This is a genomic window from Streptomyces sp. NPDC045470, assembly GCF_040646595.1.
GTDB lineage: Bacteria > Actinomycetota > Actinomycetes > Streptomycetales > Streptomycetaceae > Streptomyces.
The window spans coordinates 93,133-108,947 of record NZ_JBEZAN010000003.1; the positions used below are offsets into that span (position 1 = coordinate 93,133).

Here is a 15,815-nt window from a genome sequence, read left to right on the forward strand (position 1 = left end):
GCCTCAGGTCCTGGGTTCGTGGGGGCCGGGGAAGTCGTGGGGGTCGGGGAGTGCGGGCGGGGTGGCGGCCCGGATCTTTTCCACCATGCGCAGCAGTGACTTTCCGCCGATCTCTTCGCATTCCGTTTCCGGGTCGACGGAAAGGAGGTGGCGGACACTGTCCGTCCAGCGCACCGGTTCGACCAGTTGTGCGCTCAGCGTGGCAGCGACGGCGCCCTTTTCGTACGGCCGCCCGGTGACATTGGCGATGACGTCCGGGTCCGGGTCGGCGAAGGTGAATTTCCGGAGGTATTCCTCGAATTCGGCGCGGGCGGACGCCATGTAACGGGAATGGAAGGGCGCGCTGACCCGGAGCGGCGCGAAGCGGATCTTCCTGCGCTCCAGCGCTGCGTGGAGGGTGCCCAGCGGTCCGGCGGGACCGGCCACGACGATCTGCTCGTCGGTGTTGTACCCCGCCACGTCGATGCCGTCGATGCCGTCCTGCGCGAGGATCTCGTCCAGCCGGGAGGCGGTCGTGTGCAGGACGGCGGTCATTCCGCCGCCGCTCGCCGCGGCCATGAGTTCGCCGCGCTTCTTGACGAGTCCGAGGCCCGTCTCGAAATCGAATACGCCGGCCGCCAGAAGGGCGTTGTATTCGCCGAGGCTGTGCCCGAGGTAGCAGTCGGCCGGCCGGTCCTCGCGCCGTGTGCGTTCGAAGGTGTGCAGCGCGTTGACGGTGTAGAGGGCGGGCTGGGTGTACCGCGTCTGCGAAAGCAGTCCGTCCGGGTCGTCGCGGCACAGCGCGACGAGATCGTATTCCAGGAGGTCGCAGGCGAACCGGGTGAGACCGGGATACCGTCCGAAGACGTCCGCACCCATACCGCGGAACTGCGCCCCCTGACCGGGGAAGAGGATCGCTGAGCGCACGGCACCCCTCAGGCGGTCGCGGGCCGACGGGCGGCCGGGGAGCCGGTGCGGTCCGCGCCGGGGTGCGCCGGGCGGCGCCCGGCGCTGCTGTCGTGGCCTTCTGTGAGCATGTCGTCCCTGTTCGCGAGGTGGTTGCTTCGGTCCGGTGCGACGCGCCCGCCCGGGTCCGGCGACGGGTGGTCGGCCGGACCGTCGGGCGGTCGGCGCCATCGTGTGCCACCCCCCTTGCGGCCCCTTGGTCCGGCCGCTGGCGGACGCCTGCCGGCCATCCCGCCGCGGCTTTCCGCTTCCTTGTCGTTCCGCTTGCCGAACGATTGCCCGTGGCTGGTTGCCGATCTTTGAACGCCTCGCCACATATGCCATGATCACTTTCCGGATGGATCCGGTTACGGTCCGGCACGTCCCCCTGCACAGCCGCCGGCGTGAGAACGATTGGGACCGACATGTGCACACCCCACACCCCGCCCCCCACACCCCTGCCGGAGCCTCCGGGCACCGCCGGGCCCCGGCCCGCCCCCGAGCCCGTACTGCGCGTCCTGGGCCCGATGTCCGCCCGGCTCGGCGGTGCCGACCTCCCCCTCGGCCCGCCACGGCGGCGGGCCCTGCTCGCCCTGCTGCTCGTCCGCCTCGGCAGAGTCGTCCCCACCGAACTGCTCGTCGAGGAGCTCTGGTGCGAGGGGCCGCCGCGGCACCCCGTCGCCACCCTCCAGAGCCACCTCTCCCACCTGCGCCGGGTGCTCGCCCCGGCAGCCGGCCAGGGCACCTCGTCCGTCCTGCGCTACCAGGCTCCCGGATATGTGCTCCAGCTCGCCCCGGAGCAGGTCGACGCGTTCCGCTTCGAGCAGATGGTCGCCGACGGACGGCAGCTCCTGGACCGGCGCGACCCGCGCGGCGCCCGCGACCGGCTCACCGAGGCCCTGGAGCTGTGGCGCGGCGCGCCCTACACGGAGTTCGGGGCCCAGCCGCCGCTCTCCGACGAGACCGCCCGCCTGGAGCAGGTCCGGCTCACCGCGCTGGAGTCCTGCGCGGAGGCCCGGCTCGCGCTCGGGGCCGCCGAGGAGGTGGCGGCCGAACTGGGCCTGGAGGTACGCCGCAACCCGGCCCGTGAACGCCTCGTCGGGCATCTGATGACGGCGCTGTCCCGCCTGGGACGGCAGGCCGAGGCGCTGGAGGTGTACGAGCGGACGCGCTGCCACCTGGTGGAGGAGTTCGGCGTGGACACCGCCGCCGAACTCCAGCGGGTGCACACCGCCATCCTCCGGCAGGAACTGGACGACGGCGGTCCGGCGGCCCGCCTCGCGGCCGCTCCGGCCCCCGACGGCCCGGCCGGCTCCCCCGACTCCCCCGGCCGTCCGGGAAGCGCGTCGCGGGGAGCGGACTTCCCGTCGCAGCACGCCGCGGCGGACGCGGCCGCGCGGCCGCAGGAAGCCGCCGCGCCGGCCCGGGCCGCGCGGCCCCGTCGCTCCGCGCGGAACGCGGACCGAGGCGCGGCGGTGCAGGGACCGGCCAGAGGCACACGGGTGACAGGGCCACGGCGCCTGCACGGCGTCGCCCGCCCGCCCGCCCGGCCGGCGCCCGCCCCGGACGACTGCCCGGGCTCCGGGCCCGAAGGGGCGGCGGCGCCCTGGCCGTTCACCGGCCGGGACCAGGAGCTGCACCGCCTGACGACGGCATCGGCCGGCGCGACCACCGGCCACGGGTACCTGGCCTGCGTACTCGGCGCCGCCGGGGTCGGCAAGACGCGGCTGCTGATGGAGCTGGCCCCGGCGCTGGAAACCGCCGGGGACGCGCTCGACGTGGTCTGGAGCCACTGCTTCCCCGGTGAGGGCGTACCGCCGTACTGGCTGTGGACCCAGGTGCTGCGCCATCTGTCGGCCACCCGGCCGGACGCCTTCCGCACCGCCACCGCGCCCTTCGACACGCTGCTCGCCCCGGTGATGCCCGAGCGGTCGGCCGGGCCCGGCGGGCAGGGACACGAGAACGACTGGGCCCAGGCGCGGTTCCTGACCCACGACGCGGTGTGCGAAGTGCTGCTCGCGCTGGCCGCCGAGCGGCCGCTGGTCCTGCTCCTGGAGGACCTGCACTGGGCCGACGCCGCCTCCCTCGACCTGCTGCGGCTGCTCGGCACCCGCCGCCACGGGCACCGGATCAGCATCGTGCTCACCGCCCGGGACTTCGAGGCGGACTCCGACGCCACGATCCGCCGGGTGCTGGCCGACGTCCTGCGGGGCCCCAGGACCGAGACCCTGCGGCTCGGCGGGCTGTCCCGCAGTGCCGTCGCGTCCCTGGTGGAGGCGCAGGCCGGGCGCGGGGTCGGCGCGGACGTCGTGGACGCGCTGCACGAGCGCAGCAAGGGCAACCCGTACTTCGTCATGCAGTTGCTGTCGCTGCTCGGCGACGCGCGGCGCCTGCACGACGCGGACGCCACCGACGTGCTGCGGGCGCAGGTGCCGACCGGGGTGCGGGAGGCGCTGCGCCAGCGGTTCGCCGCGCTGCCGGAGCCCGCCCTGCGGGTGCTGCGGCTGTGTGCCGTCATCGGCACCGAGATCGACACGGACCTGCTGCACCGCACCGCCACCGAGGACGAACCGGTGGCGTCCTCCCTGACGGCGGCGATACGGGCGGGTCTGCTCGGCGAGGACCCGCACCACCCCGGGCGGCTGCACTTCGTGCACGCGCTGGTCCGCGAGACGCTGCTCGACGTGCTCGCGCGCGACGAACGCCACCGGCTGCACGCCCGGGTGGCCGAATCGCTGTGCACCCGCGGCGGCGCCCAGGTGGGTGACGAGGAGTTCGAGCGCCTGGCCCACCACACCTGGCACGCGCAGGACGCGCTGCCCGCCCGGCAGGCCCTCCCCCGGCTGTTGCGCGCCGCCGAGCAGGCCGAGCAGCACCTGGCGTACGAGAAGGTCGAGACGTGGCTGCGCCGGGCCGTGCACCTCGCGGGCCTGCTGCCCCGTGACGACGCGTCCGCCCGCGCGCTGGAGCAGCGGCTGTACATCCAGCTTGGGCAGTTGCTCGCCATGGTCCGCGGGTACGGTGACGCCGAGGCGGAAGCGGCGCTGACCCGTGGCCGCGCCCTCGGGGCGGTCACCCGGGCGCCCGAGGACCCTTCGGTGCTGTGGGCGCTGTGCTCGGCGTTCCTGGTCACCGGCCGGTACGACGAGTCACGGCAGTTCTCCCGGCTGCTGCGGGACATCGGCAGTCGTACGCGCCATCCGGTGGCCCTGCTGGGCGCGGCGTACGGCAAGGGCGTCGCGCTGCACGTACGCGGCCGGCTGCCGGAGGCACTCGCGGAACTGGAGCGCGGTGTCGGGCTGGCGGATCGTTTCGCCCGGGAGGGCCGCGCCCTGGCCCGTACGTTCCAGCACGACCCGCGGGTCTCCTGCCGGTCCTACGACGCCTTCACCCACTGGATCCTGGGCGACCGGGACACCGCCCGCGCCCGCCGGAGCCAGTTGCAGGGCCTGACGGCGTACGAGAGCAGGCCCTCCGACCGGTCCTTCGCCCTGTACGTGGACGCGGTCCTCGCCGCCTGGGAAGGCGACGCCGAGACCGCGCGGGCCTCCTCCGCCGAAGGGGCACGGCTGGCCGGGGAGCACGGGCTGCTGTACTGGAAGGCGATGCTGCGCCTGACCGAGGGCTGGTCCCTGGCCCACCTGGGCCACGACGACGAGGGCGTCACCCAGATGCGGGACAGCCTCGCCGAACTCCGGCCCTCCCGCTCCCACTTGCGGCTCCCCCTGCACCTCGGCCTGCTCGCCCAGGCCCAGCACCACGCCGGCCGCCGCGACGACGCCACGGCCACCCTCCGCAAGATGCTCGCCGTCATCGAGCACCGCCGCGAGCACGTCTACCTCCACCACGCCCTGCCCACCACCGCCCTGCTGCACGACCTCCTGGGCCGGCACGTGACCGACGTCGCCCTCTCGGGCTGAGAGCCTGTGCCACGGCCGGCCGGCCCGCTTCCTTCGGGACGCGCGGCCGGTCAGCCGGACGCGGTGACCACGCGCGTACGCATCCACGGCCCGCCCCACCACATCCGCCAGCCCGCCGAGCGGACACCGAGCCCGCTGACCGGCAACGCCCCCAGGACGTCGCGGTAGAAGGGCACGGAGCCGCCGATGTCGACGATCACCAGCCGCCCGCCGGGACGCAGGACGCGCACCGCCTCGGCCACCGCCCGGCGCCGCCCTTCGGCGCCCTTGATGTTGTGGATGGCCAGGCTGGACAGCACGACGTCGAACTCGCCGTCACCGAAGGGCAGGTCCCGCAGGTCGCCGGTGCGCAGCTCCACCCGGTCCTGGACACTCTCGGCCCGCGCGTTGCGTTCCGTGGCGCTCTCCGCGTTGCCCGTCTGGTCGACGCCGCGCCACAGGTCCACCCCCACCGCCCGGCCTTGCGGCACCCGGCGGGCGCCCGCCAGCAGCACGGCGCCGCGCCCGCACCCGAGGTCCAGGAGCCGCTCGTTCCCGCGCAGCTCCAGCCCGTCCAGCAGGTCCTCCCAGACGGCGAACTTGCCCCGCCGGGTGGCGTGCACGTACAGCGCGAAGGCGACCGCCATCACGAGCGCACACAGGAACGGCAGCCAGGCCACCCCGATCCCGGGCCCCGACAGCGTGCCGAACCCCGCCAACGTCGACCCCACCGCTCCGCAGCCGAGGCCGAACAACGCGTACGGGGCATCGACGCCGTACGCTCCCTGCCGCCGCCCGCGTCCTCCACCGGTCCCACTCGGCACGATCCGGCCCCTCCAGAAAAATCACGATCAGTTCCGGCGTCATCGTACGAGTCACCCTCACACCCGGCTTGAGCCGCTTACCCCCGGGAGGTTCCCCGCCCGGGGACGAGGCCCGCGCGTCCGGTTCCGGCAGTGGACGCCAACCGTCCGTTCCGGGCCAATACGGCGTACATTTTCCGCGACTTCAGGACATCTGAGCCCATTGGGGGTTGTGAGGCGGCCGCGGTCCATGACACTCATGTGCTCGGGAGTGCTCCGTGAGCCGCCGCCCCCTGAAGCCCGAGCGCCGGCGCGCCGAGCGCGCGCCGACGGCGGCAACGCGTCGGCCGCTCCCTGCCGTTGCGCATCGCCGGGCGCACCGCCGCCCGGCAACGGCTGCCCGAGAAATCTCCCGGAACGTACCCGAACCCACTCGGACGAGGAGACATCATGCGCGCATCCAGACGCTGGAAGACGACGGTCTGCGGCGTGATAGCCGTCACCGGCATCGCCCTCGGCACGGGCACGGCCCATGCCGTGCCGATCGGCCAGACCATGAACGGCAAGATGACCTACTACAACGACAAGGGCTACGGCGCCTGCGGCACGCCCATCGACGCCACCTCGCAGGACCTGGTCGCCGTCTCGGCCTCCTACTGGACCTCGCCCAACCCGAACAACGACCCGCTCTGTGCCGGTATCAAGGTGCAGGTCTCGTACAACGGCAGGACCATCACCGTGCCGGTCAAGGACAAGTGCCCGTCCTGCGCCCCGACCCACATCGACCTCAGCCAGGCGGCCTTCCGCAAGCTGGTGCCCGCGGGCACCGACATGGTCCCGCAGGTCAGCTGGAAGTTCGTCCGCTGAACCGGCCGCGGCCGGCCGTCCTGATGTGACGGCGACGGCCGCGGCGGAGCGGGTCCGACGGGCACCGGTGCGCTCTCGCGCCGCCGCACCCGCCCTCGGGCCCGCTCGCGTTCCCGTGACCCCGCAAATACTTGCGTCGTTTGCGCTAGCGTTGCGTACATGACGCGACGACTTGCGCAGGTGGCGAAGAAGGTCGGCGTCTCCGAGGCGACCGTCAGCCGGGTGCTGAACGGCAGGCCCGGTGTCTCGGAGGCCACCCGGCAGGCGGTACTCACGGCACTGGACGTGCTCGGTTACGAGCGGCCGACCCAACTGCGCGGCGAGCGCGGCAAGCTCATCGGGCTGGTGCTGCCGGAGCTGTCGAACCCGATCTTCCCCGCCTTCGCCGAGGTCGTCGGGGGCGCGCTCGCCCAGCGCGGACTGACCCCTGTCCTCTGCGCCCAGACACCGGGTGGCATCCAGGAGACGGACTACGTCGACCTCCTGCTCCAGCAGCAGGTCTCCGGCGTGGTGTTCGCGGGCGGGCTGTACGCCCAGGCGGACGCGCCGCACGACCACTACCGGCTGCTGCACGCCAGGAGCCTGCCCGTGGTGCTGGTCAACGCGCCGATCCCGGGCCTCGACTTCCCCTGCGTCTCCACCGACGACGCGGTCGCGGTGGAGCAGGCGTGGCGCCACCTCACCTCGCTCGGGCACGAACGGATCGGCCTGGCGCTCGGCCCGTCCGACCACGTGCCCTCGCGGCGCAAGCTCGCCGCCGGGCAGGCGGTGGCCCGGGCCGCGGGCGGCGCCGGGCTGCCGCCGGAGCACGTGGTGCGCGGGATGTACTCGATGGAGGGCGGCCACGCGGCGGCCTCCCGACTGCTGGACGCCGGGGTGACCGGCATCGTCTGCGCCAGCGACATCATCGCACTGGGCGCGGTGCGGGCCGCGCGCCGGCGCGGGCTGCGGGTGCCGCAGGACGTGTCGGTGGTGGGGTACGACGACTCGCCGCTGATGACTGTGACGGAGCCGCCGCTGTCGACCGTCCGGCAGCCGATCGACGCGCTGGGCCGTACCGCGGTCCAACTGCTGACGGCGCAGATCGACGGCCGGGAGGTGGTCCGCGACGAGATCCTGTTCGAACCGGAGCTGGTCGTACGGGGATCGACGGGGCCGCGCGCCACGCGGTAGCCCGCACGGCCGCCGGAAAGCCGCCGAAAGTGCCGGAAGCCCCGGCAGCGTCGGCTTCGAGCTGCCCAAGACGCTGTCGATAATTTGCAGATTACGCGCGCGATATTGCGCTCCCCTGACCCCAATGCTTGAGTGAGCGCCAGTGCCCGCCGCCTCGCTCGCTGCCTCGCTCACGCTCAGAGGGGTCCACCGATGTCATCCACGAGAAAACGCGGACGCACGCTCGCCTGCCTCACCGTCGCGTCCCTGACCGCGCTCACCGCCTGCGGCACCAGCAGCAGCGACAGCGCCGAGGACGCCCCGGGCGGCACGGTGCGGCTCACCGTCAACGGGCAGCCGCCCACGACGCAGGCGTTCGAGCGCGCGCTCTTCGACAAGCATGTGCAGCAGTTCGAGAAGGCCAACCCCGGCATCGACATCGTGCCGCACGAAGGCTTCATGGACCCGAAGACCTTCAACGCCAAGCTGGCGGGCGGCAAACTCGAAGACGTCTTCTACGTATACTTCAACGACGCCCGCGGCCTGCTGGCGAAGCATCAGGCGGCCGACCTCACCGACCACGTCAAGGACATGCCGCACCGCGCGGACGTCCAGGACGAGCTGATGAAGGTGTTCCAGGACGAGAAGGGCCGCCAGTACGGCCTGCCGACCGCCAACTACTCGATGGGGCTGCTCTACAACCGCACCCTGTTCAAGAAGGCCGGGCTCGACCCGGACAAGCCGCCGCGGACGTGGGCGGACGTCCGGACCGCGGCGCAGCGCATCGCCGCGCTCGGCGACAACACCGCCGGTTACGCCGACTTCTCCAAGAACAACCAGGGCGGCTGGCACTTCACCGCCGAGCTGTACTCCCGGGGCGGCCGGATCGCCACCGAGCAGGACGGCCGCTGGAGGGCCGCCTTCAACTCGGCGGCCGGCCGGGCCACCCTCCAGGCTCTGCACGACATGCGCTGGAAGGACAACTCGATGGGCAGCAAACAGTTGCTCCAGGCCGAGGACGTCCAGCGCATGATGGGCAGCGGCAAACTCGGGATGTACATCGCCGCGGCCGACAACATCACCGTCATCGCCAAGCAGTTCGGCGGCAGGTACCAGGACTACGGGCTCGCGCCCGTACCCGACGGCAGGGCCACCCTGATCGGCGGCGAGGGGTACATGATCAATCCCAAGGCGTCCCCGAAGAAGATCGCGGCCGGGATCAAGTGGCTGCAATGGAAGTACCTCGACCCGGACCTCGTCGAGCAGAACATCCGGGACAACCTCGCCGCGAAGCTGCCCGTCGGACTGCCCATGCCGCCCACCCCCGACATCTGGAAGGGTTCCGTCCGCGACCGGGTGGAGGCGGCCAAGCGCAGGTACGCCAACATCCCCGTAGGCAATTACCAGCCCTTCATGGACGCGGCGCCCCGCGTCACCGGTGTCCTCGAACCCCCGGAGGCACAACGGGTCTACGCCGTGCTCGACAACGCGATGCAGGCGGTCCTCACCGACAAGGACGCCGACATCGACGCGCTGCTCGCCACCGCGCAGAAGAAGGCCGACCAGATCTACAGCGCGCTCCGATGACCACCGCGCCCCTGCTGAAGAAGCCGTCGTCCCGGTCACCGGCCACTGCGACGCACGGGCGGCGCGCCGCCCGCCTGCGCCGCTCGGTGCGCGAGCACCTGACCGCGTACGGGTTCCTGTGCGCCGCCGTGGTGGTCTTCGCGCTGTTCTCGTGGTGGCCGATCGTCCGCAACGTGCTCCTGGCCTTCCAGGACGTCAACTTCGCCACCGGCAGCACCTGGACGGGTCTGAGCAACTTCGAGAAGCTCTTCGCCGACCCCCTGCTGGCCACGGCGTGGCGCAACACCGCGGTGTTCACCGCGTACGCGCTGGTGCTGGGCTTCTTCGTGCCGTTCCTGACCGCGGTGCTGCTGAACGAGTTCCGGCACGCCCGCGCGTACTTCCGCGTGCTGGTCTACCTGCCGGTGATGCTGCCCCCGGTGGTCGTGGCGCTGATGTGGAAGTGGTTCTACGACCCGGGCCCGGGGCTGCTCAACGAGGTCCTGCGCACCCTCCACCTGCCGACCTCCGCCTGGCTCGACTCCTCGTCCACCTCACTGGTCTCCCTGGTGATCGTCTCCACCTGGGCCAACATGGGCACCGCCACGCTGATCTATCTCGCCGCGCTCCAGACCATCCCGGGCGAGCTGTACGAGGCCGCCGAGCTGGACGGCGCCGGCCTCTGGCAGCGGCTGCGCCACGTCACCGTTCCGCAGACCCGGTTCGTGCTGCTGGTCCTCCTGCTGCTCCAGATCGTCGCGACGATGCAGGTGTTCACCGAGCCGTACGTGATGACCGGCGGCGGGCCCGACGACTCCACGGTCACCGTGATGTTCCTCGTCTACCGCTATGCCTTTGTCTACAACGACTTCGGTACCGCGAGCGCGCTCAGCCTGCTGCTGCTCCTCGTCCTCGCCGCGTTCTCCGCCCTCTATCTGCGCCTGACCCGCACCAAGGAGGGCTGATGGCCGCCTCGACCCGTACGCTCGTCCGTCCCGCCGTCCTGCGCACCCGCAAGGGGAAGCTGGTCTACTGGTCGGTGCTGGCCGTGGCTCTGGCGCTGTTCACCGTCGCGTTCCTGGTGCCGCTGTACTGGGCCGTGACGGGCGCGATGAAAACGTCGGCCGAACTGGCGCAGAACCCGCCCACCTACGTCCCCGCCGAGTGGCACCCGGAGAACTACGGGCGTGCCTGGCGGGAGATGGACCTGACCCGCTACTTCCTGAACACGGTGCTGCTGGCGGGCGGCGCCTGGCTGGTCCAGCTCGCGGTGCAGGTACCGGCGGCGTACGCGCTGTCCAAGCTGCGGCCCCGGTTCGGGAACGTGGTCCTGGGGCTGATGCTGGTCACCTTGATGATGCCCGCGACCGCGCTGCTGGTGCCCGTCTACCTCACGGTCGTCGACGTCCCGCTGTTCCACCGCAACCTGATCGACAGTCCGAGCGCGGTCTGGCTGCCCGCCGCCGCCAACGCCTTCAGCATCTACCTCCTGAAGAACTTCTTCGACCGCGTGCCGGACGAGCTGCTGGACGCCGCCCGCATCGACGGTGCCGGGCCGCTGGGCACCATGTGGCGGATCGTGCTGCCGCTGTCCCGGCCGATCCTCGCCGTGGTGTCGATCCTGTCGGTCGTCGCCGCGTGGAAGGACTTCCTCTGGCCCCTGCTGGTCCTGCCGGACCCGGCGAAGCAGCCGCTGAGCGTCTTCCTCCAGCGCGTCGCCCAGGACACCCCGCTCAACAGCCTGGTGGCGGGCCTGGTCCTGGCCTCGCTGCCGCTGATCGCGCTGTTCCTGGCCTTCCAGCGGCAGATCGTCGCCGGTCTCGGCGCGGGCGGCCTCAAGGGCTGACCGCACCGCGCCGTCCCCCGCTCCCCCGTACACCTCGCACCGCGTACGAAAGGACTCCCCTTGTCCCGCACGGACTGGTGGCGCACCGCCGCCATCTACCAGGTGTACGTCCGCTCCTTCGCCGACGGGAACGGCGACGGCACCGGTGACCTGGCCGGGGTCCGCGCCCGGCTGCCGTACCTGGCGGAACTCGGCGTGGACGCCCTGTGGTTCACCCCCTGGTACCTCTCCCCCCTCGCCGACGGCGGCTACGACGTCACCGACTACCGCACCGTCGACCCGGCCTTCGGCACCCTCGCCGAGGCGGAGAAACTGCTGGCCGAGGCGCACGGGCTGGGCCTGCGCACCATCGTGGACATCGTGCCGAACCACGTCTCCGACCAGCACCCGTGGTTCCGGGCGGCGCTCGCCGCCGGCCCCGGATCGCCGGAACAGGACCTGTTCCACTTCCGGCCGCCCTCCACCGAGCCGCCGAACGACTGGGTGAGCGAGTTCGGCGGCGTGCCCTGGACGCGTACGGAGCACGGGCAGTGGTACTTGCACCTGTTCAGCCCCGGGCAGCCGGACCTCGACTGGAGCCACCCGGAGGTCCGCCGCGAGCACGAGGACGTGCTGCGGTTCTGGTTCGAGCGCGGCGCGGACGGCGTACGCATCGACTCCGCCGCGCTGCTCGCCAAGGCCGACGGCCTGCCCGACATGCCCCGTGACGGCGGCCCGCACCCCTTCCACGACCGGCCGGAACTGCACGGCATCTACCGCTCCTGGCGGCGGCTGGCCGACGCGTACGGAGCCGTGCTGATCGGGGAGATCTGGCTGCCCGACCCCGAGCGGTTCGCCCGCTACCTGCGCCCCGACGAGCTGCACACCGCCTTCAACTTCGACTTCCTGGCCCGCCCCTGGGACGCGGCCGAACTGCGCGCCTCCATCGACCTCACGCTGGCCGCGCACGCCCCCGTCGGCGCCCCCGCCACCTGGCTGCTGGCCAACCACGACGTGACCCGTACGGTCACCCGCTACGGGCGTGCCGAGGACACCGGATTCGCCTTCGCGCGCAAACGCTTCGGAGTCCCCACCGACCTCGCCCTGGGCACCCGCAGGGCCCGCGCCGCCGCGCTGCTCACCCTGGCGCTGCCCGGGTCCGTCTACCTCTACCAGGGAGAGGAACTGGGCCTGCCGGAGGCCGAGATCCCGCGCGAGCTGATCCAGGACCCGATGTACGCCCGGTCCGGCGGGACCGCCCCGGGCCGGGACGGCTGCCGGGTGCCGCTGCCCTGGCACGCGGACGGCGACGGCCCGTCCTGGCTGCCCCGCCCCGACGGCTGGGAGCGGTACGCCGCCGAACGGCAGGCCGCCGATCCGGTCTCGATGCTCTCGCTGTACCGCACCGCGCTGCGGCTGCGCGTCGCCTTCCGGGACGCGGGCCCGCTGCGCTGGCTGCCCACGGACGCGCCGCAGGTGCTCTCCTTCGCGCGCGACGTGCCGGGCGGCGGCAGCGTGCTGTGCCTGGTCAACCTCGGCACGGCCGCCATGGCGCTGCCCCCGCACTCCGAACTTCTGTTGGCATCGGGCCCGCTGACTCCAGTGGGCGCGCTGCCGCAGGACACGGCGGTCTGGCTGCGGGCCTGACCCGGGCACGGCCGCCGCCCTCTCCCCACAGAAGGGAAAGTCATGGGCTCCACACAACACACCACTCCATCACGCAGAAGGGCCTGGCGGCCCGTACTGGCCGCCGTGCTCAGCACCGGCCTGCTGGCGACCGGCTGGCAGGCGTTCGCCGCCGAAGCCGCCACCGGACCGGCCGGCTCGGGCGCAGGCCCGCTGGCGGCGCGCCTCGGTGGCGACGGGGCAGCCCGCGCCCACGACGGCGACCCGGACACCTACGCGAAGGGCAGCGCCGCCCGCTGGGTACAGGCCGACCTCGGCGCGACCCGCCGCCTGGACCGGGTCGAGCTCACACTGCCCGGCAAGGCCCAGCAGGTCCAGCTCCAGGGCTCCGCCAACGGCCGCGACTTCGTCGAGCTGTCCGACTCCCGGTCCCGCCAGGGCCACGTCACCCTGCGCCTGGACGGCGCGCCGGTGCGGTACGTCCGGGTGGCCGGAGCGCAGCGGGTCGGCGAACTCGCGTTGTTCCCCGCGGCGTCGGGCGACACGGCGCCCCCCGAGGCGCCGCGCGACGTCCGGCTGGACGGCGCGACGCTGCGCTGGGAGCGGGCTCCGGGCGCGTCCGGGTACGACGTCTACGCCGACGGCCGGCTGCGTGCCGGACTGCCTGCCACGGCGACGCACTGGGAGGACACCACCGCGCCCGGCGGCACGCCGCACCGGACCGCCTACACCGTGCGGGCCCGGGACGCGGCAGGCAACCAGTCCCCCGACGGGCCTACGGTCACCCGGACCGTCGCGGCGGGCCAGGGCTCGTCACGCGCGGCCTTCAGGCCGTCGCTCGCGAAGCCCGCACCGCAGCCCCGGCGGGCCGGGGCCGGAGCCGCGACCGGCGCGACCATGCCGTACACCACCGTCGAGGCCGAGTCCGGCGCCACCGGCGGCGGCGCGCAGGTGGTCGGCCCGAACCGCAGGATCGGCGACCTGGCGGGCGAGGCGTCGGGGCGCAGGGCCGTGACCCTGAAGCAGACCGGCCAGTACGTGGAGTTCACCACCCCGGTGGAGACCAGCACCCTGGTCACCCGCTTCTCCATACCGGACGCACCGGGCGGCGGCGGCACGAACGCGAAGCTCAACGTCTATGTGAACGGCCAGAAGGCCAAGCCCTTCGACCTGACGTCGAAGTACGCCTGGTTGTACGGCCCGGAGGCGGCCCCGGTGAACGACCCGGGCGCGGGCCCGGCCCGGCACATCTACGACGAGGCGCATCTCGACCTCGGCCGCACCGTTCCGGCGGGCAGCAAGGTCCGGCTCCAGAAGGACGCCGACAACCCTTCCACGTACGCGATCGACTTCGTCGACTTCGAGAAGGTGGCCGCGGCGCCCAACCCGGACCGGCAGGCGTTCGTGGAACCGGCCGGTTTCGGTCACCAGGACGTGCAGAACGCGCTGGACCGGGCCCGGATGGACACCACCGGCAGGATCAAGGGCGTCTATCTGCCGCCGGGCGACTACCAGACGTCGAGCAAGTTCCAGGTCTACCTGAAGCCGGTGAAGGTGCTCGGCGCCGGGCCGTGGTTCACCCGCTTCCACGCCCCGGCCGGCCAGCAGAACACCGACGTGGGCTTCCGCGCCGCCGACGGCGCCGACGGCTCGACGTTCGCCGGCTTCGCCTACTTCGGCAACTACACCTCGCGCATCGACGGCCCCGGCAAGGTCTTCGACTTCCAGAACATCTCCGGCATCACCATCGAGAACATCTGGGCCGAGCACATGGTCTGCCTCTACTGGGGCGCCAACACCGACCGGATGACGATCCGGAACAACCGGATCCGCAACACCTTCGCCGACGGTCTGAACATGACCAACGGCTCCAGCGACAACCTGGTGACCAACAACGAGGCGCGGGCCACCGGCGACGACTCCTTCGCGCTGTTCTCCGCGCTCGACTCGGGCGGCGGCGAACAGACGCACAACGTCTACGAGAACCTCACCTCCAAGCTCACCTGGCGGGCCGCCGGCCTGGCCGTGTACGGCGGGCAGCTCAACACCTTCCGCAACGTCCGCGTCGTGGACACCCTGGTCTACGCCGGCGTGACCATCTCGTCGCTGGACTTCGGCATCCCGATGAACGGCTTCGGGCCCGGACAGACCACGTTCGAGAACCTCGGCATCGAGCGCGCGGGCGGCCACTTCTGGAACGGCCAGACCTTCCCCGGCATCTGGCTCTACTCGGCGTCGAAGCCCTTCCGGGCGATCCGGGTGAAGGGCGCCGCGATCACCGACCCGACGTACCACGGCATCATGTTCCAGACCAACTACGTCGGCCAGCAGCCGCAGCACCCGGTCCAGGACACCGAGCTGTCCGACGTGACCGTCTCCGGGGCGAAGAAGAGCGGTGACGAGTACAACGACCGGTCCGGCTTCGGTGTCTGGGCCAACGAAGCGGCCGGCGGACCGGCCGTGGGCCAGGCGGCCTTCCACCGTCTGACCCTCCGCGACAACGCGGAGAACATCCGCAACACCACCTCCACCTTCAAAATCAACATCGACTGACGCGCCCTTCCCGCCCGGGGTACCGCGCCCCTCCCCGAACGGCCACACCTCGCCCCGCTCTCCCCACGCGTCCGGAAGCCGCCCACCGACTTGTCGGGTTCGTTGTCGGGGTGAACAGCCGGCCGCTTGCATGTTCCCGTCCACAACAGTGACGGCTGCGAACCGTGCGGCAGAGGGCGGAAGGAGTCGCCTCGCGTGAGTGCGGGACAGGGGACGGGAGACCGGTACGGGAAAGACCGGAGGTCCCGGGCGGGTTACGCGGGCCGCGTGGAGCGGCCGGTGCGCGTAAAGGTTTCGCCAGTGCGGCGGCGCTGCTGGGCGCCGCCGCACTGGCGATTTCGGCGGTGCCCGCCGGAGCGGCGCCCTGCCCCGGCGAGGTGGTGCCGGGGCAGCGCAGCGCCACGCCCGCTGGTGGAGGGCGCCCGGGAAGCGGCCAAGGGCACGGGCAGCGCGGCCGACGCGGCACGCGGGCACCTCGTGGCGAAGGAGAGCCGGTACCACATCGGCGATCCGGGACGCGACCTGCGGCCCGTAGGGACCGTGGCGGCCGGCGGCCGGGCGCCGGCCGCCCGCCTCCGGCAGGGGGACGGTCAATCCGGC

General features: G+C 72.5%; 10 protein-coding genes. 8 read left to right on the plus strand and 2 right to left on the minus strand.

The features are described 5' to 3' along the window. Positions 1-3: 3 nt before the first annotated feature. Positions 4-906, minus strand: coding sequence for an ACP S-malonyltransferase (locus AB0A97_RS10835; protein WP_361147580.1), 903 nt, complete (start codon positions 904-906; stop codon positions 4-6). Between the two features lie 443 nt (positions 907-1,349). On the opposite strand from AB0A97_RS10835, the gene AB0A97_RS10840 reads away from it, so the two are divergent. Then, complete coding sequence (locus AB0A97_RS10840; RefSeq protein WP_361147582.1) at positions 1,350-4,844, plus strand: BTAD domain-containing putative transcriptional regulator; 3,495 nt, start codon at positions 1,350-1,352, stop codon at positions 4,842-4,844. A 50-nt stretch (positions 4,845-4,894) separates the two neighbouring features. Here the strand turns inward: AB0A97_RS10840 and AB0A97_RS10845 are convergent, their stop codons facing one another. After that, positions 4,895-5,554: a class I SAM-dependent methyltransferase gene (locus AB0A97_RS10845; protein ID WP_361147585.1), complete on the minus strand. Its 660-nt coding sequence runs from the start codon at positions 5,552-5,554 to the stop codon at positions 4,895-4,897. Positions 5,555-6,076: 522 nt separating this feature from the next. Between AB0A97_RS10845 and AB0A97_RS10850 the strand changes: the two genes are divergently transcribed. From AB0A97_RS10850 to AB0A97_RS10880, 7 genes are all read left to right on the plus strand, one after another. Next, a complete protein-coding gene (locus AB0A97_RS10850; protein WP_361147588.1) occupies positions 6,077-6,493 on the plus strand; it encodes a cysteine/serine endopeptidase inhibitor in 417 nt (138 codons plus the stop codon). Positions 6,494-6,652: 159 nt separating this feature from the next. Further along, positions 6,653-7,666: a LacI family DNA-binding transcriptional regulator gene (locus tag AB0A97_RS10855; protein WP_361147591.1), complete on the plus strand. Its 1,014-nt coding sequence runs from the start codon at positions 6,653-6,655 to the stop codon at positions 7,664-7,666. A 192-nt stretch (positions 7,667-7,858) separates the two neighbouring features. Next, positions 7,859-9,232, plus strand: coding sequence for an extracellular solute-binding protein (locus tag AB0A97_RS10860; protein WP_361147594.1), 1,374 nt, complete (start codon positions 7,859-7,861; stop codon positions 9,230-9,232). Next, entirely contained in the window at positions 9,229-10,176 is a 948-nt protein-coding gene (locus tag AB0A97_RS10865; RefSeq protein ID WP_361147597.1) for a sugar ABC transporter permease, read from the plus strand. Before AB0A97_RS10860 ends, AB0A97_RS10865 begins: the two co-directional genes overlap by 4 nt. Next, complete coding sequence (locus AB0A97_RS10870; protein WP_361147600.1) at positions 10,176-11,057, plus strand: carbohydrate ABC transporter permease; 882 nt, start codon at positions 10,176-10,178, stop codon at positions 11,055-11,057. Before AB0A97_RS10865 ends, AB0A97_RS10870 begins: the two co-directional genes overlap by 1 nt. A 60-nt stretch (positions 11,058-11,117) precedes the next feature. After that, positions 11,118-12,683 (plus strand): alpha-amylase family glycosyl hydrolase, encoded by a 1,566-nt coding sequence (locus tag AB0A97_RS10875; protein WP_361147603.1) that lies wholly within the window; start codon positions 11,118-11,120, stop codon positions 12,681-12,683. Between the two features lie 42 nt (positions 12,684-12,725). Beyond that, complete coding sequence (locus AB0A97_RS10880) at positions 12,726-15,215, plus strand: discoidin domain-containing protein (RefSeq protein ID WP_361147606.1); 2,490 nt, start codon at positions 12,726-12,728, stop codon at positions 15,213-15,215. Positions 15,216-15,815 lie beyond the last annotated feature (600 nt).

Excerpts from the sequence above, each read along its gene's own strand:
- AB0A97_RS10840 (WP_361147582.1), top strand. The coding sequence starts at position 1,350 with ATGTGCACACCCCACACCCCGCCCCCCACACCCCTGCCGGAGCCTCCG.
- AB0A97_RS10850 (WP_361147588.1), top strand. The coding sequence starts at position 6,077 with ATGCGCGCATCCAGACGCTGGAAGACGACGGTCTGCGGCGTGATAGCC.
- AB0A97_RS10855 (WP_361147591.1), top strand. The coding sequence starts at position 6,653 with ATGACGCGACGACTTGCGCAGGTGGCGAAGAAGGTCGGCGTCTCCGAG.
- AB0A97_RS10860 (WP_361147594.1), top strand. The coding sequence starts at position 7,859 with ATGTCATCCACGAGAAAACGCGGACGCACGCTCGCCTGCCTCACCGTC.
- AB0A97_RS10865 (WP_361147597.1), top strand. The coding sequence starts at position 9,229 with ATGACCACCGCGCCCCTGCTGAAGAAGCCGTCGTCCCGGTCACCGGCC.
- AB0A97_RS10870 (WP_361147600.1), top strand. The coding sequence starts at position 10,176 with ATGGCCGCCTCGACCCGTACGCTCGTCCGTCCCGCCGTCCTGCGCACC.
- AB0A97_RS10880 (WP_361147606.1), top strand. The coding sequence starts at position 12,726 with ATGGGCTCCACACAACACACCACTCCATCACGCAGAAGGGCCTGGCGG.